Here is an 18,838-nt window from a genome sequence, read left to right as displayed (position 1 = left end):
ACACGGCGGAATGTTCCGTGCCGGCTATCATTTCGGGACAGAAACACATGGACAGTCGCGAACTGACCCTCCGCGGGATTATTCTCGGAGCCCTCATCACGGTCGTCTTTACGGCAGCGAACGTCTATCTGGGCCTCAAGATCGGCCTGACTTTCGGCTCATCCATTCCCGCCACGATCATCTCGATGGCCGTTCTGCGCTTTATGGGCGGCGGGACCATGCTGGAAAACAACATGGTCCAGACCCAGGCTTCCGCGGCCGGAACCCTGTCCTGTGTGTTCGCTGCGCTCCCGGCCCTGATCATGGTCGGGTACTGGCATGAATTTCCCTATGTCATCACGCTTCTGCTGACGATGGCGGGTGGCATGACGGGCGTTGTCTTCACCATTCCGCTCCGGCGGGCGCTCGTCAGCAATTCCGACCTGCCTTATCCCGAAGGTACGGCCTGCGCGGAAATCCTGCGCGCCTCCTCCCCCGAGGGTGATGCCCGGAGCCTGAGATCCCTCACCCTCGGCACCATGGTTTCGGGAAGTGTCGCCTTCGCGACTTCTGGGCTGCGTCTTCTGTCAGATGGTTTCTCCGTCGCAACCGTCGTCGGATCGTCGGCTTTCCGGCTGAATGGCAGCTTTTCGCTGGCCCTTCTGGGAACAGGCTATCTGGTCGGGATCGGTGGCGGAATTGCCATGCTGCTCGGTGTGTTGCTGGCATGGGGCATCATGGTGCCGGTTCTGGGCCATCTCGCTCCTTCAGCCACCCCACTGGCAGATGCAACCGGGCTCTGGCTGCACAAAGTGCGGTTCATCGGCGCTGGCACTATTGCGGTTGCCGCGATCTGGACCCTGCTGGCCCTCGCGAAGCCCGTGGCCCAGGGGCTGAAGGAAGCGCTCTCCGTCACTCATCTGGCAACGGGAGATGACAGCGACCGCGATCTGGCACCCCGGACGCTGATTACCCTGTGCGCAGGTCTCGCGGTGCTGCTGGCAGGACTGTTCACCTATTTCCTGTGGCCAGTCATGCCGCATGGCAGTGCTCTGGCCACCCTGATCCTGCTGGGGCTGATCGCCTGCTTCGGGCTGGGATTTCTGGTTGCCAGCGCCTGCGGCTACATGGCCGGGATCATCGGGTCTTCGTCCTCGCCAATTTCCGGCGTGGGGATCATTGCCATCATTGCCATTTCGGTCGCCCTGTGGGGGCTGGAAAGCACTGGCCTGCTCAGTGTCGAACAGCGCCCCATAGCCATTGCCTTCGGACTTTTCGTGCTCTCCGCCATTACGGCCTCGGCGGCTGTTTCCAATGACAACCTTCAGGACCTCAAGACCGGTCAGCTTGTCGGCGCGGCGCCCTGGAGGCAGGAAGTGGCCCTGCTGATCGGCTGTGTGGCCGGGGCGGTCGTCATCCCCTGGGTGCTTCAGGTCCTGTATCAGGCCTATGGCTTTGCCGGAGCCATGCCACGTGAGGGCATGGACCCGTCACGCTCGCTTGCCGCGCCACAGCCTGCGCTGATGGCCGCCATCGCCACCGGTATCCTGACCCACCAGCTTGACTGGCTCATGCTGGAAATCGGGGCATCTCTCGGCGTTCTGCTGGTGATCCTGGATATCGTGCTGCGCCGCCGCAACCTGGCCCTTCCACCGCTGGCTGTCGGGATGGGAATCTATCTCCCGGCAGATGTCTCGGTCACGATCGGCATTGGTGCGGGGCTGGGATGGTTGCTGCGTCGCTTCCCCAGGGGACAGGGAACGATGATCGCGTCAGGCTTCATTGTTGGAGAAAGCCTGATCGGCGTAGCGCTCGCCGCCATGGCGGGAGGGACGGGAAGCGCCGATACACTGGCGCTTCCCGTCCCGACCCTGCTGAATGCAGGGCTGGGTTGGGCAGTTTTCTGTGGCGCCCTGTTGTGGTTCGGAAAGCAGGTCAGACAATCAGACCGCGTCCGGCAGGAGGAAGCCTGAAATCAGGCTTTCACCCACCACTGCACCGGCTCCTGCTCGGCAACGTCGCTTCCGTCCATTTCCGCCACTTCCGGAGCCGCTTCCTTGCGGGGCCGCCCAACGGGACGGGGTGCGCGCCGCGCGGCCTCGGCAGCCTGCTCGCGGGCCTGATGCAGAGAGGCCTTCAGAGTCTGGATCGCGTCCTGGTTTTCGCGCAGTTCGCGGTTCAGTTCGGTGATCTGGATCTTCGCATGGGCTTCACGCGTTTCAAACGCCTTGAGCTGGGAGCGGACTTCCATCAGGCTCCGCTCGGCCTCTTCCCAGCGACGCTGCTCGCGCTTGACCGACTGGCGCAGACGCTCGATTTCTTCCTGGTCTTCCTGACTGGGATTGCGCGCGGCAATTCCGCGGCTCCCCTGATGTTCGACCACAACCTGTCCGTCACGGACGAAACGCCGGCGACGTTCGGGAGTGGGTGTGAGAGGTCGGGGCTTGGAAGAGCGGGAGGAGGCTCCTGCCCCCAGACGGGCCAGAGCCTGTCGCAGCTTGTCTTCTTCGTTAACCTGATGCTCGTCCTGCATTCTGTATTCTTCAACCAATATGATATTTGTAGATTTCGTCCCTGCCGGACGGTCCTGCCAAAAAGACAGGAATGCTGACCGAACCTCGGCCCACCCAGCAATGACTTGCCCTGACAAGGATATGAAAAGTCGACTCGTCTGGAGAACTCCAGCGTTCTGACGCGGGCTTCCTAGCACTTCACCGGCATTCTGTCATCAGGACAAATAAGCGAAGGCTTATATTTTCTTCTGATGCCAGCGTCCCGGAGACCAGAGAATATCCGTTTCACCATGATTATTGGCGTGGCGGGCAAGAACAAAGAAGTAATCGGACAGTCTGTTCAGGAAACGAAGTGTTTCATCAGACCTCTCTTCGAGCACGGCCACCCGACGTTCGGCCCGCCGCGCGACGGTTCTGGCCAGATGCGCGTGCGCTGCGACGAGGCTCCCACCGGGCAGGATAAAGCTTCTGAGTTCCTGCTGGGACTGACGCATTTCCTCCAGCCGCCCTTCAAGCCAGATGCTGGCCTCCCCGGTCAGACTGGGAGCACGAGCCGGGTCGGGCAGACAGAGATCCGCACCAAGATCGAACAGGCAGGACTGGATCTGCCGGACGTCGTCTTCAAGACCGGCAGTCCGGGTGTCCTGTGTCATGTAACAGCACAGGACACCAAGCTGGGCATTGAGTTCATCAACAGTCCCCATCGCTTCGATACGGTCAGACGACTTGGAAACGCGTCTCCCGTCCCCAAGCGATGTCTGTCCCCCGTCTCCGCCACGGGTCACGACCCTGTCGATGCGGATGCTCATCTTAGCGGCTTCTTTTGTGCTTGGCGTGATGGCTGATCGTGCGATCGCCCATCAGGTCATGCGCACGGGACGTGTGATCCGTCAGCATCTTGTCCGTATCCGAAGCAAGGGTCTTCACATCCGCCGTGCCGCCCGACGCCTTGGCCGTCGTAATGGCCTTGCCCAGATCAACTGTGCGGGTGCTCACGACATCACGCAGGAACATGCGATCGAATGCCGCTCCATAGAGATGCGAGAACGAATCGACGTGCTCCTGATCGGCGGCATCGATCTTGGCAGCCACGGTCAGGTTGCCATCCGAAGCAATCTTGGCAACGGCCTTCTGATTGGTCGTATGATCCGCCTGAACGGTCGACGCGAATGCCTTGATGACGTCGCTGTTGCTATGCGTGGCCGCAAGTGTCGCAATGGCGATCTGCGTCTGGTCCATCTCATCGATCTGCTGGATGAAGGCCGCGTCCGCCGTGGTCAGCTTGTATGTGGATGCCACGCTCGGAAGAGCAGGCGCTGGCGGCGCATCCGGAGCATTACAGGCAGCCAGAGCAGCAAGAAGGCCGGCGGACAGGCACAGACGGAGATACGAAACAGTCATCGAAGATTCCTTTTTCAAACGCACCTGACCCCAAAAGGACAGGCCGCGACAGACTGACACTCCACTTATGACAGTCTCTCATTCGCTGTTCAGACAACACATGATACATTCATGGCATGTCCGCAAATCCTGTCCGCGCCAGTATGCCCGATCCGCTCCGGGGAAGTTTCATTTTCGCTACCCTTTCGGCGGCTTCCGGCGTCATGCTCGGCGCATTGTCCGCCCATCTTCCGGATCGGCTTTTTGCTGTTCCGGGTGGACGGGCCATGCTGCATTCCGCAGTCGAGATCCAGATGTGGCATGCGCTGGGCCTCTGCGTGCTCTCCCTGAACGCATCCCGCCTCTCGCCGAAACTGATCCGCCTGACCTGTCTGTGCATGGCGGTGGGCATGGTGCTGTTCTGCGTGCCGGTCACACTGCTGGCCCTGTTCAATCTGAAACTTGGCCCCATGTCCGTAGGACGGATCGCCCCTTATGGCGGGACGATGCTCATGATTGCCTGGTGCCTGGCCGCGGCCTCCGCCCTGCGGCGTCCGTTCCGGGACTGAGCCCCATCAGACGCGGCTTTTTCTGATCCGCTGAAAAATCAGCAGACCGATTGCCTGCACACCAAGCGCCAGAAGGAAGCAGGCAATCATGATCCCCGTCAGAATCAACTGTTCGCGTCCAAGACCCGATTCAATATGAAACAGGCTGTAGAGTTCCTGCCAGGCGGATGTTCCCGCCACATGCTGGGCCAATTTGATCGCCGGCTGCCAGAAGCGGAACACCGATGCGAATGCGAGCGTCAAACCCACGAGAATGACAGTTCGAATCAGGGTTTCCGTCACGCTGATCTCGCGCGGCGACGCCACATCGGGATGTGAGGGTGCTTTTTTCAAACGCATGACCTTTCGTCAAAACTGGGCTTTAATCATCTGTTCCCGTCATTCTGCGTTATGGCATGCAGAGGACAACATCAATGAAAGCCTTTTTCATGCGCCGCTCCCTTCTTGCCGCTGCCGGCCTCGGTCTGGCGCTTCCCGCAACCCTGCCGGCTCATGCCGGGCCCACGGAAGTGCCGCCGGCACCTGTCCCACATCTGACTGAAACCTTCGCACCACCTGTCGCCACGCCCTATCCGGATACGACCGTAGCCCATGATCAGGTTGCTCAGGCCCTTGCTCTGGCAAAGAAGACCCATCGCAAGGTTCTGCTCGATTTCGGTGGCAACTGGTGCCCGGACTGCAAGATGCTCAGCGGCATTTTCGCCCTGCCGGATGCCGCACGCTGGCTGGACAGCCAGTTCGTCGTTGTGCCGGTCAATGTGGGACGTATCAACACGAATCTTGATCTGGCCGCACGCTATGGCGTGACCATCAAGGCCGTCCCGACCGTCATTATCGTGACACCGGATGGCCACGCCCTGAATGGCGACGGGTCCACGGCTCTGGGCAATGCCCGCAGCATGTCGCCACAGGCTGTCCTGGATCTCATTTCCGGCTGGAACAAACGCGGATAAGTCTTTGAGGCTCCGGCTTTTTCCGGAGCCTCATCTCATGCTTAAAGGGCGAGCACCTGCTCCGCCTCATGAACGACTTCCGCCAGAACATCCGCCTCGAACGGCGAGGTCAGCCCGGCCTCGGACACAAGCTGGGCGAACGGCTTCGAGCCACCTTCCGCGCAAAGCCTGCGATAGGTTTCCAGCGTCCCTTCCCGATCCAGACGTGAGCCCAGCCAGAGCTGCAATGCGCAGCACTGCGCCAGCGCATAGTCGATGTAATAGAACGGCAGCCGGTAGATATGGAGCTGCGCCTGCCAGCGTCCGCCCTTCGCCGGATAGGCCAGATCACCCCAGTCCCGCCACGGCATATAAAGCTTCTCAAGCCGCTGCCAGGTCTGATGACGCTCTTCCGGTGTCATCTCCGGACGGGCATAGACTTCATGCTGGAAGTGATCCACGCAGACGCCGTACGGGAAGAACGACAGCGCGTCGATCAGATGCATCCGGCGATACCGGTCCGCCGCGCCATCCTCGACCAGAGCGCCAATCTGCGGCCAGGTCAGAAACTCCAGTCCCATGGAATGGATTTCAGCCGCTTCCATGGTCGGCCAGAGCTGGTCGATCCACGGTAGGCCACGGCTTTTCCAGTTCTGGAAGGCATGGCCCATTTCATGGGTGAAAACACCGATATCATTATGGGTGCCATTGAAATTGGCAAAGATATAAGGCGTTCCAACCGTCGGAAAGGACGTGCAGAACCCGCCCCCGGCCTTGCCCTCCCGGTTCTTCAGATCAAGATAGCCCAGATCCCGCATCTGAACGTAGAAGTCGGCCATCTCGCCTGACGGATCGAGATCACGGAACATCCCCTCCGCACGCGCGACCAGAAGATCATGATCGCCCGCAGGCCCGGGATTACCCTGAAGATCAATGAGCGCCTCATCCCACGCCATTACCTTGTCCCAGCCCATTTTCAGGCGCCGGCGCTCAAGCAGCGAGCTGATCAGCGGCGTGACATAGGCCCGAACTTTCTCACGGAAAGCCGCAACCTGCTGCGGACCGTAATCCGTCCGCCGCATCCGGCGATATCCCAGTCCGATATAGTTCTCGAAACCGAGCGTCTTTGCCATCCGGTCACGCAGGGCGACGAGCTGGCCGTAAAGAGCATCGAGCCTGGCGCCGTTTTCCTCAAAAAACGCCCAGCGCGCTGCCTCGGCAGCATGACGGACATCCCGGTCCATTCCCTGAAGATACGGCACCAGTCCCGACAGATTAAGCGTCTTGCCGTCGAAAGGGATTTTCGCGGCGGCCAGAAGCGCCGTGTATTCCCCCGCAAGCCGTGCCTCTTCCTCAAGATCCGTGCTGATGCGCGGATCGAAGGTCGTCGTGTCGGAGTCCCAGAGCCGCACCACATGCGACGTCACGATGGCTTCAAGCCCCTCGCGGTCAGGATCGGCCAGAAGGCGTTTCTTGACCGTCACCTCATGATCGGTCGCGACCGGAGACAGCCGGTCGGCATAGTCACGATCAGCCTTCGCAGCTTCATCCTGCGTATTGCGCGAGAACTGTAGATGCACATGCGACGCCCACGACTCATACTCGCGCCGGACAGCATCAAACGCGTGCAGGGCTTCCACACGGTCGCCTGCATCAAGCAGGGACGCGATGGCATCATAACGGGCCTTGAGAGACTGTTCGTCAGGCCGGGGGAAAGACAGTTCGGAAAAGGGAGGGATTGTCTTCGTCATGGCACAATTCTGCCATTCCCCGGCGCTTGCGTCCATGCCTGTCAGGCGGTCCGGATATCGCCCACAAACTGTGTGATACGACGGCAGGCTTCGAGCAGCTGCGCGTCCGAAGCGGCAAAGGACAGGCGCAGATACGGGCTGTATCCGAACGCCGAGCCCGGCACGGTCGCGACATGCGCCTCGTCCAGAAGCGCCTCCGCAAAAGCCACATCCGTGTCGAGCAACCGTCCCTGCCCCGATGTGCCGCCAATCAGGGCCGCAACACCCGGATAGGCATAGAACGCACCATCCGGCATCACGCAGGTCAGGCCGGGCACCTGCTGCAATGCGCCTACGACCAGACCACGCCGACGCTCATATGTTTCCAGCATCCGGGCGATCCCGTCAGCATCCCCGTCCAGAGCCGCGACCGATCCGGCCTGTGCGAGCGTGCACACGCCGGATGTCGAATTGCCCTGCACCGCGACCATGGCCTGGATCAGCGGGACAGGTCCACAGGCGAACCCCACCCGCCAGCCCGTCATGGCATAGGCCTTGGCCATTCCGTTCACGATCAGGATGCGGTCCGCCAGATCCGGCGCGACACTCAGCAGGGAGAGGTGTTTCTTCCCGTCGAACGTCAGATGCTCATAGATCTCGTCGCTCATCACGAGGACATGCGGCGCCTCGCGCAGGACATCTGCGATGGCTTCCAGATCCTGACGCTCAAGGATGGCGCCGGTCGGATTGTTTGGGAAATTCAGGACCAGCCATTTCGTCCGCGGCGTAATGGCCTCGCGGATCGCTTCAGGGTCAGGGCGGAAACCATTTTCTTCCCGACAGCGGATCTCGACCGGAACTCCGCCCAGCATCCGGGTAATCAGTGGATAGCTGACCCAGTACGGCGCGGGCACGATGACCTGATCCCCGACTTCCAACGACGCCATCAGCGCGTTGAAAATGACCTGCTTGCCACCATTCGCAACCATGATCCGGTCAGACGTGACGTCCAGAGCGTTATCATGCCGGAACTTCCGGATAATGGCGTCAATCAGCGGCTTCTGGCCCGGGATCGGCGGATAACCTGTATCCCCCGCTTTCGCTGCGGCATAAGCGGCTTCGATCGCTTCGGGCGGCGACGAAAAGTCGGGCTGCCCGAGTGCGAGCGAAATGACATCGGCCCCCTGCGCCTTCAGTTCACGCGCGCGCGCCGCCATTGCGATGGTTGCGGGACGGGGAAGATCAGTCAGGCGGGATGCGATGGTGAAACTCATGAAAGCCCTCGGCAGAAATCCTGGATCCGGGTGCAGGCTTCCTTCAGAAGCTCCGTGCGGGTCGCATAGGAGATCCGGAAATAGCCCGGCGTCAGAAACGCCGTGCCATGGACGGCCGCAACACCGGTTTCCTCAAGCAGGGCCGTCACGAAGGCTTCATCACCATCAATCAGGCGGCCACCTTTGCTTGTCTTGCCCAGTGTTCCGGCGATGGACGGAAACGCATAGAACGCGCCTTCGGGAAGAGCGCAGGACAGACCCGGCGCATCATTCAGCATCCCGATCACGAGATTACGCCGCTCCTGATAAACCGCAAGCATTTCGGAAATGAAGTCCTGCGGTCCGGAGACAGCTTCCTGTGCGGCAGCCTGGGCAATGGAGCACGGATTGCTCGTGCTCTGTCCCTGGAGCTTGATGAGCTGTCGCGTAAGTTCAACGGGCGCTGCCGAAAATCCGATGCGCCAGCCTGTCATGGCATAGGCCTTGGACACGCCGTTCATCGTCACGGTGCGTGAACGCAGACGCGGCTCGACCTGAACCACGGTTTTGGCAACAGCCCCGTCATACAGGAGCTTGGCATACATATCATCTGTGAGGATCCAGATATCCGGATAGTCCAGCAGCACATCCGTCAGCGCCCTGAGGGCCTCGGTATCGTAAGCCGCGCCTGTCGGATTGCAGGGCGAATTGAGACAGAGCCACTTTGTCCGGGGCGTAATCGCGGCGCGAAGCTGTTCGGCGGTCAGACGAAAGCCGTTTTCCGGGTCAGTCTGGACAATGACGGGCGTACCATCAGCCAGCGTCACGATGTCGGGATAGGAGACCCAGGCAGGAGCCGGAATGATGACCTCGTCACCCGCATTCAGGGTCGAGACCATGACATTGTAAATGACCTGCTTGCCCCCCGTGGAGACGCAGATTTCCTCAGCTTTGTAGTCCAGATCGAAATCAGCATTCAGACGCGCCGCCACGGCCTTGCGCAGTTCGAGTGTGCCTGCAACGTCCGTATATTTGGTCTTGCCGGCCTCAATGGCCCGGATTGCCGCACGCTTGATGAAGTCGGGAGTATCGAAATCCGGCTCACCCGCGGAAAGGCTGATGATATCGCGGCCCTGAGCCTTCAGAGCGCGCGCTTTCTGGGTCACGGCAATCGTCTGACTGGGAAGAATGCGGTTCAGACGGTCGGCAATAAAGGACATGACAGGGTTCCGGATCATTTCGATGGCGCGATCCTAGACACGTTCCAAGGGTTTTGACCACAGACAGCCGGACTTCGATCAATAAAAAAGACGCCTTCCTGAGGAAGACGCCTGATATGTAACAGACCAGTCCTGTAAAAGATCAGGCGAGCTTTTCCATTTCGCGAAGCACCGCCTGCCCCATCATTTCGGTGCCGACTCGAGCCATTCCCGGTGACATGATGTCGCCGGTACGCAGACCCGAAGCCAGGACATTGGAAACCGCCGTCTCGATCAGATCGGCATCCTCCGCACGATTGAGCGAGTAACGCAGCAGCATGGCGAACGAAAGGATCTGGGCCAGCGGATTGGCGATCCCCTTGCCTGCGATGTCCGGCGCGCTGCCATGGATCGGTTCGTACAGGGCATTGCGCTTGCCATCCGCGCGAAGCGGGGCAAGCGTTGCAGACGGCAGCATGCCGAGCGAGCCCGTCAGCATGGAGGCCAGATCGGACAGGATGTCGCCGAACAGGTTGCCCGTGACGATGACATCGAACTGGTTCGGGTCGCGGACCAGTTGCATCGCGCAGTTATCCGCCAGCATGTGGGACAGCTGAACGTCCGGATATTCACGCTTGTGGATATCGGTCACGACCTCCTTCCACAGGAGGCCGCTTTCCATGACGTTGCACTTCTCAACCGAACACACGCGGTTGTCGCGCTTGCGGGCAAGATCGAAAGCCACGCGAGCCACACGCTCGATTTCGGACGTCGTATAGACTTCCGTGTTGATACCGCGACGGGAGCCATCGAACAGTGTCTCGATCCCCCGCGGCTCACCGAAATAGATGCCTCCGACCGTCTCGCGGACGATCATCAGGTCCAGCCCGCGCACCACTTCAGGTTTCAGCGCAGAGGCATCGATCAGGGCATCGAACAGCTTGGCCGGACGCAGATTGGCGAACAGTTCAAGTTCCTTGCGGAGCTTGAGGATCGCCACTTCCGGACGCTTGTCAAAACTGACATGGCTCCAGGCCGGGTCACCAACCGAACCGAACAGAACGGCATCAGACTGACGGGCCAGTTCAATGACCTCATCACGGATCGGCACGCCATGTACGGCAAGGGATGCTGCACCGACGAGCTCTTCCGTGATATCCAGTTTCAGGCCGCGATGTGCGCTCATCCAGTGCACGATCCGTGCAACTTCGCGCATGACTTCCGGACCGATCCCGTCTCCGGCCAGAACCAGAAGCTTGTATGCGTCGCTCATTTCACAGTCCCTATGGTAATTGACGGCACCCAGGCACGGCTCGGACGATGCTCGAAACTGGTGATCTCGGCATCATGCGCCATGGTCTGCCCGATATCGTCCAGACCTTCGAGCAGCATGTGACGACGGAACGGATCGACATCGAACGCGATGGTCTCCCCGTTCGGACGTACGATCACCTGACGCTCCAGATCCACCGTCAGACGCGAATTCGCCCCCTGACGGGCATCACCCATCAGTTCGTCACAGATCTCGCGCGGCAGCCGGATCGGAAGAATGCCGTTCTTGAAGCAGTTATTGAAAAAGATGTCGGCAAAGCTGGGCGCAATAACGCAGCGGATTCCGAAATCCAGCAACGCCCAGGGCGCATGTTCACGCGAAGAGCCACATCCCAGATTGTCGTAGGTAATCAGGATCTCGGCATGCCGGTAAGGCTCCTGATTGAGCACGAAATCCGGCTTTTCGTTACCGTCCGCGTCATAGCGCTGGGCCGCGAAAGCGTTCTTGCCCAGACCTGTCCGCTGGATGGTCTTGAGAAAGCGCGCCGGAATGATCTGGTCCGTGTCGATATTCTCGGTCGGCATGGGCGCCGCAATGGCGGTGAGTTCCGTGAACTTGTCCATCAGACGGTCTCCTTCACCAGTTCACGCACATCGCACAGACGCCCCGTGACAGCCGCCGCCGCCGCCATGGCAGGCGAACACAGGTGCGTCCGACCACCCGGGCCCTGACGCCCCTCGAAATTGCGGTTGGATGTGGAAGCGCAACGCTGGCCTGGCGTCAAACGGTCCGGGTTCATCCCCAGACACATCGAGCATCCCGCCTCACGCCACTCAAAACCGGCATCAAGAAACACCTTGTCCAGCCCCTCGGCTTCGGCCGCATGCTTCACCAGACCGGAGCCCGGCACGATCATGGCGCGAACGCCTTCCGCGACATGCCGTCCGCGCACCACGTCCGCAGCAGCGCGCAGGTCTTCCAAACGGCTGTTCGTGCAGGAGCCGATGAAGACCACATCCACAGGAGTGCCGGCGATCATCTGCCCGGCTTCAAGGCCCATATAGTCCAATGCGCGTTGGATCTGGGCAGCACGGGCAGGGTCTGCCACGTCTGACGAAGACGGCACGGAACCTGTAATCGGCAGTACATCCTGCGGGCTTGTACCCCAGGTGATGGAGGGGACGATTTCTTCAGCGGCGAGCGTGACTTCCGTATCGAAATAGGCACCATCGTCAGAAGCCAGGCTCCGCCAGTAGTCGCAGGCCTGCTCGAACGCCTCGCCTTTCGGTGCAAACGGACGGCCCTTCACATAGGTGAAGGTCGTCTCATCAGGTGCCACCAGGCCAGCACGCGCACCGGCTTCGATGGACATGTTGCACAGCGTCATGCGACCGGCCATGTCCAGATCGCGGATGGCGGAGCCCGCAAACTCAATGACATGCCCGGTCCCGCCAGCGGTACCGATCCGGCCGATGATGGCCAGCATGATGTCTTTCGCCGTCACGCCGGGACCGACCTTGCCCTCGACGGAGACACGCATGTTCTTCGCGGGCTTCTGCAGGATCGTCTGGGTCGCCAGCACGTGCTCGACTTCGGACGTGCCAATGCCGAACGCCAGCGAACCGAGCGCACCATGCGTGGAGGTGTGGCTGTCGCCACAGACGATCGTCATGCCGGGCAGGGAAATGCCCTGCTCAGGCCCGACAACATGCACGATACCCTGAGAGGCGGAGCGCAACGGGAAATAGGGAACGCCAAACTCGGCGACGTTCTTCTCAAGCGTTTCGATCTGGAGGCGGCTTTCCGGCTCCTCGATCGGCTTGGAACGGTCGGACGTGGGGACGTTGTGGTCCACCACGGCCACCGTGGCATCCGGGCGACGTACGCGCCGCCCGGACAGCCGCAGACCTTCGAAAGCCTGCGGACTTGTTACCTCGTGAACGAGGTGGCGGTCGATGTAGAGGATGCACGTCCCGTCTTCGAGACGTTCGACGACATGATCGTCCCAGATCTTGTCAAAAAGGGTTCTGGGCGAATTGGTAACGGGCATCCTGTCTCTACTCCGAACGGTTTAGGAAGCGGCCTTGCTGTCCGCCTTCGGCAGATCGCGGGGACGCTCGGCAATACGGGCGGACTTGCCCGAACGGCCACGCAGGTAATACAGCTTCGCGCGACGGACCTTACCGCGACGCACCACTTCGATGCTGGCGATCGACGGTGCGTAGAGCGGGAACACACGCTCCACGCCTTCACCGTTGGAGATCTTGCGAACCGTGAAGTTGCTGTTCAGGCCCTTGTTGGAACGGGCGATGACAACGCCTTCGAAGTTCTGCACACGCTCACGTGTGCCTTCGACAACGCGGACGCCAACGCGGACCGTGTCACCTGCAATGAACTCGGGAACAGCGCGGACGCCGGAAAGACGCTCGATTTCGCGCGCCTCATACTGCTGGATAATGTTCATGACCAAACTCCTGAAAACAAAACTTCAATGGACCTGCTGTCGTGCCAGATACGCATCCCAGAGGTCCGGGCGGCGCGCCTTCGTGACGGCGATTGACTGTTCATGGCGCCAGCGGGCGATGGCACCATGATTGCCGGAGAGAAGAATGTCGGGCACGTCCCGCCCGTCCCACACTGCCGGCTTGGTGTATTGTGGATATTCAAGAAGCCCGTCGGCGAAGCTTTCGTCCTGACCGCTGACATCCGATCCCATGACGCCGGGAAGAAGGCGGACGCACGCATCCAGAAGAGTCAGGGCGGGAATTTCCCCACCTGACAGCACGACATCGCCCATGCAAAGCTGTTCGATATCGTGCTTTTCCAGAACGCGCTCGTCCACCCCTTCGAAACGGCCACAGAGAACGACGACCCCCGCACCGGACGACAGGCGCTCCGCATCTTCATGCGACATGCGCTTGCCCCGTGGCGTCGGGTAGACAACCGGACGACCATCCAGCGCGGGAAGCGCCGAGAGGGCCGTATCCAGAACGTCCGCCCGCATCACCATGCCGGCTCCGCCTCCGAACGGCGTGTCGTCCACGGCCCGGTGACGCCCCAGTCCATGCTGGCGCAGATCGTGCGCCTCGCAGGACCAGATCCCCCGCTCCAGTGCCCGGCCCGCAAGGGAGAACCCCAGCGGCCCCGGGAACATGTCGGGGAAAAGGGTCAGGATGTCCGCGCGCCAGTTCATGCCCGCACCTGGACCTCGCCAGCCAGATCTCCCTCGACCTCGACTTCAACGGGCGGGATGAGAACCACTTCCCGTTTTGCAAGGTCCACGCGGGGCACGCAGGCCAGCGTGAACGGCACGATCAGACCACGATCCACTTCGAGGCTGACGCCCGCGCCGTAATCGTGAACGACCGAAACCGTTCCCAGGACATCTCCGCCTTCGGAGACAGCCGTCATACCGATCAGGTCGGCATGATAGAACTCGTCATCTCCGGTCTCGGGCAGGACTGCACGCGGAACATACAGCTTCGCATTGACCAGACGTTCGGCTGCCGTACGGTCAGGAAGATCCTGTCCGTCGGCATCCGTCAGTGCAGCCACGCCTGCCGAAATCCAGCGGGCCGTCCACGCCCTGCCCTGCGCATCATGCAGCGCGCCCAGCGTCTCGACCGAAGCCGGATCGTCGGTGGCAGCATGAAGATGCACCAGACCGCGAACACCGTGCGGGCGACCGACGGTAGCAATCAGGACATCACTGTCAGGGTTGAAGCGGGGCACGTCTCGAACTTCCTGAAAAGCAGCTCAATCAGGCCGCGGCAGCAGCGGCGGCAGCGGCCTTGGCGCGCTCCTGAGCTTTCGCCTTCGGAGCGGACTTCTTCGGCTGTTCGTTGTAAGTCGGCTTCGGAGCCAGGCCAGCGTTGCCGAGGAAACGGGCAACACGGTCCGTAGCGAGGGCGCCGTTGGACAGCCAGTGCTTGATACGCTCGTCAACCAGACGGATACGATCGGCATGATCGGCCGGCAGCATCGGGTTGTAGGAACCAACTTTCTCGATGAAACGGCCATCGCGCGGGCTGCGGCTGTCGGCAACAACGATGTGGTAGTAAGGACGCTTCTTGGCACCTGCACGTGCAAGGCGGATCTTGAGGCTCATGAAATACTCCTGAGAGACAGACTTGTAAAAACGGGACGGATCAGGCGAAAGGCGGGCGTCCACCGGGCTTTCCCCCGGGGCCACCCATGCCCTTCATCAGATCCGCCAGACCTCCTGCACCACCCATGCCGCGCATCAGGCCGCCAAGGCCCATCTTGCTGATGCGTTTCATCATGGTGGACATGTCGTTGAACTGCTTGAGCAGACGGTTGATCTCCGGAACCGTGGTTCCCGAGCCTGCCGCGATGCGCTTCTTGCGGGACGCCTTGATGATCTCGGGCGTCTTGCGCTCCTGCTTCGTCATCGAGGAAATGATGGCCTTGTGACGCTTGAAGATCGACGTATCGAGCTCCTTGTCGCCCAGCATATCCTTGATCTTTCCCATCCCCGGCATCATACCGAGAATGCTGGAAATCGAGCCCATGCGGTTGATCTGGTTGATCTGGGACACATAGTCATCCAGATCGAACTTGCCCGCGAGCATCTTCTTGGCGACGCGCTCGCCTTCCTCGTGATCGAGGGTTTCGGCTGCACGTTCCACCAGCCCGGCCACGTCACCCAGGCCGAGGATACGGCCCGCGACACGCTCGGGATGGAATTCTTCAAGCGCTTCGAGGTTCTCACCCGAACCTGTCAGCTTGATCGGCGCACCCGTAATGGCCTTCATGGACAGGGCCGCGCCACCGCGGGCATCACCATCCATACGGCTCATGACAACGCCGGTGATGCCGACAGCCTCGTTAAAGGCCTTGGCCGTGTTCACAGCGTCCTGACCGGTCATCGCGTCAACGACCAGCAGCGTCTCGGCCGGCTTGGTGAGCGTGCGGATTTCCCGCACTTCATCCATCAGCGCCTCGTCGATCGACAGACGGCCGGCCGTATCGAGGATGACGACGTCATAGCCCTCAAGACGTCCCGTCTCGAGCGCACGCTTTGCAATCTGAACGGGAGACTGCCCGGCGATGATCGGCAGGGCCTGAACACGACCTGTCTTGGCGTTGACGCGCTCGGCCAATTGCTGGAGCTGGAGCTGCGCAGCCGGACGCTGGACGTCCAGACTGGCCAGAAGGACTTTTTTGTTCTCACGACCGGACAGACGCAGAGCAATCTTGCCAGACGTCGTGGTCTTGCCCGAACCCTGTAGACCCACCATCAGCACCGGAACCGGCGGATTGGCGGACAGGTTCAGCGGCACAGCCCCTGCCCCGCCAAGCGCGTCGATCAGCGCGTCATTGACGATCTTGGCGACGGCCTGACCGGGAGAAACGCTTTCCAGCACTTCCTGCCCGACAGAGCGCTCACGGACCTTGTTGACGAAGTCCCGCACCACAGGCAGCGCAACGTCCGCCTCCAGCATGGCGAGACGCACTTCACGCATGGCCTCGGTGACATCAGCCTCCGAGAGCTTTCCGTTCCTGGAAAGCCCATCGAGGACACCGGACATCTTGCCTGAGAGTTGTTCGAACAACGGGTCACCTTAAAGCAAACAGAAACACGCCACTGCGCGAGTCTTCGCGAGGTGGCGTGTCCGGAAACAGAGCCCGTCTATCCCCTTGCCGCCGAAGCGTCAAGTGACAGACGGGAAAGCAGCAGTTTTCAGGGCATATCGTCCGGATCGCCCTCCGGCGGCGGACCCATCAGGGCTTTCATCTGCTCATGGAGCGCCTTGATCTTGTCCATGGTCTCCTTGGCCTGCTGGCGCTGAGCCGGGGTCAGCAGATCGTGAAGCTGCTCCATGGTGTCGAGATGAAGCGCGGAAGCCTTGGCCTTGACCTCGTCCTCCTGCCTGGCCAGATCCGCCAGCGCGGTGCGATCCAGATCACCAGCCACACTGAGAGCATCGTGGATCTTGCCCTCGATGGCCCGTCCTTCAAGGCGCAGCGCACGCTCATCCTGATGAGCTTTCTCAAAAATAGTCTTGAGCTTTGCCTTCTGCGCCGTGGTCAGCGTGATGCCAGGCGGGATGGGCGGAATCATGAAACCCGGGCCGCCATAGGGCGCGCCGCCCGGCGGGGGACGATGACCGTCAGACCCATGATGCCCCTCGGCAGAAGCCGCCAGAGGAGCCACCACCAGACCGAGGGCAGCGATGACAGGAAGAAAAGCAGCGGGACGAAAGATCGTCATGGACGTCATATCCTTGGAGGTTATGGCAGCCGGAGACGCACAAAACGCCTCCATACGCCTCTAAATGACACGTTTCAATGTTGCTGACCGCCCCCTTCTGCGTTTCAAAAAGTAAGCCCCTCACCCCTATGTAACACGAGCCCTTGACGGCAGAAGTTTCCCGTCGCATGAAGCATCCGATCCAGGCAGAATCCTTCAGAAATGAAGCCTGCCGGATGGAGAGGTGGCCGAGTGGTTTAAGGCAGCGGTCTTGAAAACCGCCATACGTGAGAGCGTATCGTGGGTTCGAATCCCACCCTCTCCACCACATTCCCGTAAAAAACTCCGAACACACCGCCGCCCTCGGGGCGGCATCATTTTGCTGCGTGCTGTCAGCCTGGAATGCAAAAAGGCCGTCCCTGCATTTGCAGAGGCGGCCTTTTCAGTATGCGTTTGACTGAGATCAGCGCACCCCTGGGCGGGGACCAGCACGACCAGGGGCGCCACCACGGCCACCACCTGGACGACCACCCGAGGGCGGTCCCGAACGACGGCGTCCGCCGCCACCACCGCCACGACCACCGCCCAGAACCGGCGGACGCTGCGTGGACAGGCGGGCTTCTTCGGAATGGAAGGGATGATCCGTCACAACCGGAATGGGCTTGCCGATCTTCTTCTCAATATCCTTGAGCCATGCGCGCTGTTCAGCGTCACACAGAGAAACCGCACAACCCTCACGTCCCGCCCGGGCCGTGCGGCCGATACGGTGGACATAGGATTCCGGCACATTCGGCAGATCGTAGTTGAAGACGTGGCTGACCTCATCCACATCGATACCACGGGCCGCAATGTCGGTTGCAACCAGCGCCTTGATGGCGCCACTGCGGAAACCGGCCATGGCGCGCTCGCGGGCGCCCTGAGACTTGTTGCCGTGGATGGCTTCCGCGCGGATCCCGTTCTTGTTCAGGAACTCGGCAACCTTGTTGGCTTCATGCTTCATCAGCGTGAAAACCACAGCCCGGGCAACGCTCGGGCTTTCCAGCAGCATGAGAGCCGCATCTTTCTTGCTGCCCGAATCAACGAACATGACAGCCTGATTGATACGATCAACCGTACTCGATTCAGGCGTGACCTGAACAGTGGCCGGGTTTTTCAGAAGCGAATGGGCCAGATCGCTGATGGACGGAGGCATGGTTGCCGAGAACAACAGGGTCTGACGCTGCTTGGGAAGCAGGGCCATGATGCGCTGGATATCGCGCACGAAACCCATGTCCAGCATCCGGTCGGCCTCATCGAGAACGAGGATTTCCAGAGTGGAGAGATCAATATACTTCTGCCCGATCAGATCAAGCAGACGACCTGGCGCAGCCACCAACACGTCCACACCGCGACGGGTGGCTTCGATCTGGCGCCCCTGCCCGACCCCACCGAAAACGACCGCATAGGAGAACTTCATGTGCCGCGCATAAGCGGCAAAGCTCTCGCCGATCTGCGAGGCCAGTTCACGCGTGGGCGCAAGAACCAGGGCACGGACGCCCTTCGGTGGCGCGGAGCGACGATTCGTGAAGATATGGTTCAGGATAGGGAGCGCGAATGCGGCAGTCTTACCTGTGCCGGTCTGGGCCAGACCAAGGAGATCGCGACCTTCGAGCAGATAAGGAATGGCACCTGCCTGAATCGGGGTCGGCGTGGTGTAGCCTTCTTCCGCGAGAGCTTTCTGAATTGGCTCGGCAAGCTTGAGTTCGGCGAAACTGGTCATGGACCTCTCCTTTGAGACGGCAAGGTCATGCTCAGGC

General features: G+C 60.8%; 20 protein-coding genes and 1 tRNA gene. 4 read left to right on the top strand and 17 right to left on the bottom strand.

Going from position 1 to position 18,838, the window contains the following annotated elements:
- The first annotated feature begins 47 nt into the window (after positions 1-47).
- The gene (locus GFJ39_RS00185) at positions 48-1,952 is read left to right on the top strand and encodes an OPT family oligopeptide transporter (protein WP_407645845.1); all 1,905 of its coding nucleotides are present in this window, start codon (positions 48-50) and stop codon (positions 1,950-1,952) included.
- 2 nt (positions 1,953-1,954) lie between these two features.
- Here the strand turns inward: GFJ39_RS00185 and GFJ39_RS00180 are convergent, their stop codons facing one another.
- The 3 genes from GFJ39_RS00180 to GFJ39_RS00170 form a co-directional block, all read right to left on the bottom strand.
- Complete coding sequence (locus GFJ39_RS00180; RefSeq protein WP_153429040.1) at positions 1,955-2,512, bottom strand: hypothetical protein; 558 nt, start codon at positions 2,510-2,512, stop codon at positions 1,955-1,957.
- 216 nt (positions 2,513-2,728) lie between these two features.
- A complete protein-coding gene (locus tag GFJ39_RS00175; RefSeq protein ID WP_153429039.1) occupies positions 2,729-3,301 on the bottom strand; it encodes a cob(I)yrinic acid a,c-diamide adenosyltransferase in 573 nt (190 codons plus the stop codon).
- A 1-nt stretch (position 3,302) separates the two neighbouring features.
- Complete coding sequence (locus tag GFJ39_RS00170) at positions 3,303-3,893, bottom strand: DUF4142 domain-containing protein (RefSeq protein ID WP_153429038.1); 591 nt, start codon at positions 3,891-3,893, stop codon at positions 3,303-3,305.
- Positions 3,894-4,009: 116 nt separating this feature from the next.
- On the opposite strand from GFJ39_RS00170, the gene GFJ39_RS00165 reads away from it, so the two are divergent.
- Positions 4,010-4,441: a DUF423 domain-containing protein gene (locus GFJ39_RS00165; protein ID WP_153429037.1), complete on the top strand. Its 432-nt coding sequence runs from the start codon at positions 4,010-4,012 to the stop codon at positions 4,439-4,441.
- 6 nt (positions 4,442-4,447) lie between these two features.
- Here the strand turns inward: GFJ39_RS00165 and GFJ39_RS00160 are convergent, their stop codons facing one another.
- A complete protein-coding gene (locus GFJ39_RS00160; RefSeq protein WP_153429036.1) occupies positions 4,448-4,780 on the bottom strand; it encodes a hypothetical protein in 333 nt (110 codons plus the stop codon).
- A gap of 74 nt (positions 4,781-4,854) precedes the next feature.
- On the opposite strand from GFJ39_RS00160, the gene GFJ39_RS00155 reads away from it, so the two are divergent.
- Complete coding sequence (locus GFJ39_RS00155) at positions 4,855-5,394, top strand: TlpA family protein disulfide reductase (RefSeq protein WP_153429035.1); 540 nt, start codon at positions 4,855-4,857, stop codon at positions 5,392-5,394.
- Positions 5,395-5,435: 41 nt separating this feature from the next.
- Here the strand turns inward: GFJ39_RS00155 and GFJ39_RS00150 are convergent, their stop codons facing one another.
- From GFJ39_RS00150 to GFJ39_RS00095, 12 genes are all read right to left on the bottom strand, one after another.
- Positions 5,436-7,124 (bottom strand): M3 family oligoendopeptidase, encoded by a 1,689-nt coding sequence (locus tag GFJ39_RS00150; RefSeq protein ID WP_153429034.1) that lies wholly within the window; start codon positions 7,122-7,124, stop codon positions 5,436-5,438.
- Between the two features lie 41 nt (positions 7,125-7,165).
- Positions 7,166-8,377, bottom strand: coding sequence for a pyridoxal phosphate-dependent aminotransferase (locus tag GFJ39_RS00145; RefSeq protein WP_153429033.1), 1,212 nt, complete (start codon positions 8,375-8,377; stop codon positions 7,166-7,168).
- Positions 8,374-9,576 carry a pyridoxal phosphate-dependent aminotransferase gene (locus tag GFJ39_RS00140; protein WP_153429032.1) on the bottom strand — a complete coding sequence of 401 codons (1,203 nt, stop codon included), beginning with the start codon at positions 9,574-9,576 and terminating at the stop codon, positions 8,374-8,376. Before GFJ39_RS00140 ends, GFJ39_RS00145 begins: the two co-directional genes overlap by 4 nt.
- 142 nt (positions 9,577-9,718) lie before the next feature.
- Complete coding sequence (leuB, locus tag GFJ39_RS00135) at positions 9,719-10,828, bottom strand: 3-isopropylmalate dehydrogenase (RefSeq protein WP_153429031.1); 1,110 nt, start codon at positions 10,826-10,828, stop codon at positions 9,719-9,721.
- Positions 10,825-11,451 (bottom strand): 3-isopropylmalate dehydratase small subunit, encoded by a 627-nt coding sequence (gene leuD / locus GFJ39_RS00130; RefSeq protein ID WP_153429030.1) that lies wholly within the window; start codon positions 11,449-11,451, stop codon positions 10,825-10,827. The genes leuB and leuD overlap by 4 nt, the downstream gene beginning before the upstream one ends.
- Entirely contained in the window at positions 11,451-12,878 is a 1,428-nt protein-coding gene (leuC, locus tag GFJ39_RS00125) for a 3-isopropylmalate dehydratase large subunit (RefSeq protein WP_153429029.1), read from the bottom strand. Before leuC ends, leuD begins: the two co-directional genes overlap by 1 nt.
- A 21-nt stretch (positions 12,879-12,899) precedes the next feature.
- Positions 12,900-13,292 carry a 50S ribosomal protein L19 gene (gene rplS, locus GFJ39_RS00120; protein ID WP_153429028.1) on the bottom strand — a complete coding sequence of 131 codons (393 nt, stop codon included), beginning with the start codon at positions 13,290-13,292 and terminating at the stop codon, positions 12,900-12,902.
- A gap of 24 nt (positions 13,293-13,316) precedes the next feature.
- Positions 13,317-14,021 (bottom strand): tRNA (guanosine(37)-N1)-methyltransferase TrmD, encoded by a 705-nt coding sequence (trmD, locus tag GFJ39_RS00115; protein WP_153429027.1) that lies wholly within the window; start codon positions 14,019-14,021, stop codon positions 13,317-13,319.
- Positions 14,018-14,560: a ribosome maturation factor RimM gene (gene rimM / locus GFJ39_RS00110; RefSeq protein ID WP_325062751.1), complete on the bottom strand. Its 543-nt coding sequence runs from the start codon at positions 14,558-14,560 to the stop codon at positions 14,018-14,020. The genes trmD and rimM overlap by 4 nt, the downstream gene beginning before the upstream one ends.
- Before the next feature lie 28 nt (positions 14,561-14,588).
- Positions 14,589-14,936 (bottom strand): 30S ribosomal protein S16, encoded by a 348-nt coding sequence (gene rpsP / locus GFJ39_RS00105; protein ID WP_153429026.1) that lies wholly within the window; start codon positions 14,934-14,936, stop codon positions 14,589-14,591.
- A gap of 40 nt (positions 14,937-14,976) precedes the next feature.
- Complete coding sequence (ffh, locus tag GFJ39_RS00100; protein ID WP_153429025.1) at positions 14,977-16,404, bottom strand: signal recognition particle protein; 1,428 nt, start codon at positions 16,402-16,404, stop codon at positions 14,977-14,979.
- A gap of 128 nt (positions 16,405-16,532) precedes the next feature.
- Complete coding sequence (locus GFJ39_RS00095) at positions 16,533-17,063, bottom strand: Spy/CpxP family protein refolding chaperone (protein WP_228391717.1); 531 nt, start codon at positions 17,061-17,063, stop codon at positions 16,533-16,535.
- Positions 17,064-17,280: 217 nt separating this feature from the next.
- Between GFJ39_RS00095 and GFJ39_RS00090 the strand changes: the two genes are divergently transcribed.
- Positions 17,281-17,370, top strand: a tRNA-Ser gene (locus tag GFJ39_RS00090).
- Between the two features lie 135 nt (positions 17,371-17,505).
- Here GFJ39_RS00090 and GFJ39_RS00085 read toward each other — a convergent pair.
- On the bottom strand, positions 17,506-18,801 hold the full coding sequence (locus tag GFJ39_RS00085; RefSeq protein WP_153429023.1) for a DEAD/DEAH box helicase: 1,296 nt from the start codon (positions 18,799-18,801) through the stop codon (positions 17,506-17,508).
- Positions 18,802-18,838 lie beyond the last annotated feature (37 nt).

This window comes from Gluconobacter aidae (assembly GCF_009547075.1).
GTDB classification, from domain to species: Bacteria; Pseudomonadota; Alphaproteobacteria; order Acetobacterales; family Acetobacteraceae; genus Gluconobacter; species Gluconobacter aidae.
This window is presented reverse-complemented; position numbering and strand designations above follow the sequence as displayed.

Excerpts from the sequence above, each read along its gene's own strand:
- GFJ39_RS00185 (WP_407645845.1), top strand. The coding sequence starts at position 48 with ATGGACAGTCGCGAACTGACCCTCCGCGGGATTATTCTCGGAGCCCTC.
- GFJ39_RS00180 (WP_153429040.1), bottom strand. The coding sequence starts at position 2,512 with ATGCAGGACGAGCATCAGGTTAACGAAGAAGACAAGCTGCGACAGGCT.
- GFJ39_RS00175 (WP_153429039.1), bottom strand. The coding sequence starts at position 3,301 with ATGAGCATCCGCATCGACAGGGTCGTGACCCGTGGCGGAGACGGGGGA.
- GFJ39_RS00170 (WP_153429038.1), bottom strand. The coding sequence starts at position 3,893 with ATGACTGTTTCGTATCTCCGTCTGTGCCTGTCCGCCGGCCTTCTTGCT.
- GFJ39_RS00165 (WP_153429037.1), top strand. The coding sequence starts at position 4,010 with ATGTCCGCAAATCCTGTCCGCGCCAGTATGCCCGATCCGCTCCGGGGA.
- GFJ39_RS00160 (WP_153429036.1), bottom strand. The coding sequence starts at position 4,780 with ATGCGTTTGAAAAAAGCACCCTCACATCCCGATGTGGCGTCGCCGCGC.
- GFJ39_RS00155 (WP_153429035.1), top strand. The coding sequence starts at position 4,855 with ATGAAAGCCTTTTTCATGCGCCGCTCCCTTCTTGCCGCTGCCGGCCTC.
- GFJ39_RS00150 (WP_153429034.1), bottom strand. The coding sequence starts at position 7,124 with ATGACGAAGACAATCCCTCCCTTTTCCGAACTGTCTTTCCCCCGGCCT.
- GFJ39_RS00145 (WP_153429033.1), bottom strand. The coding sequence starts at position 8,377 with ATGAGTTTCACCATCGCATCCCGCCTGACTGATCTTCCCCGTCCCGCA.
- GFJ39_RS00140 (WP_153429032.1), bottom strand. The coding sequence starts at position 9,576 with ATGTCCTTTATTGCCGACCGTCTGAACCGCATTCTTCCCAGTCAGACG.
- leuB (WP_153429031.1), bottom strand. The coding sequence starts at position 10,828 with ATGAGCGACGCATACAAGCTTCTGGTTCTGGCCGGAGACGGGATCGGT.
- leuD (WP_153429030.1), bottom strand. The coding sequence starts at position 11,451 with ATGGACAAGTTCACGGAACTCACCGCCATTGCGGCGCCCATGCCGACC.
- leuC (WP_153429029.1), bottom strand. The coding sequence starts at position 12,878 with ATGCCCGTTACCAATTCGCCCAGAACCCTTTTTGACAAGATCTGGGAC.
- rplS (WP_153429028.1), bottom strand. The coding sequence starts at position 13,292 with ATGAACATTATCCAGCAGTATGAGGCGCGCGAAATCGAGCGTCTTTCC.
- trmD (WP_153429027.1), bottom strand. The coding sequence starts at position 14,021 with ATGAACTGGCGCGCGGACATCCTGACCCTTTTCCCCGACATGTTCCCG.
- rpsP (WP_153429026.1), bottom strand. The coding sequence starts at position 14,936 with ATGAGCCTCAAGATCCGCCTTGCACGTGCAGGTGCCAAGAAGCGTCCT.
- GFJ39_RS00095 (WP_228391717.1), bottom strand. The coding sequence starts at position 17,063 with ATGACGATCTTTCGTCCCGCTGCTTTTCTTCCTGTCATCGCTGCCCTC.
- GFJ39_RS00085 (WP_153429023.1), bottom strand. The coding sequence starts at position 18,801 with ATGACCAGTTTCGCCGAACTCAAGCTTGCCGAGCCAATTCAGAAAGCT.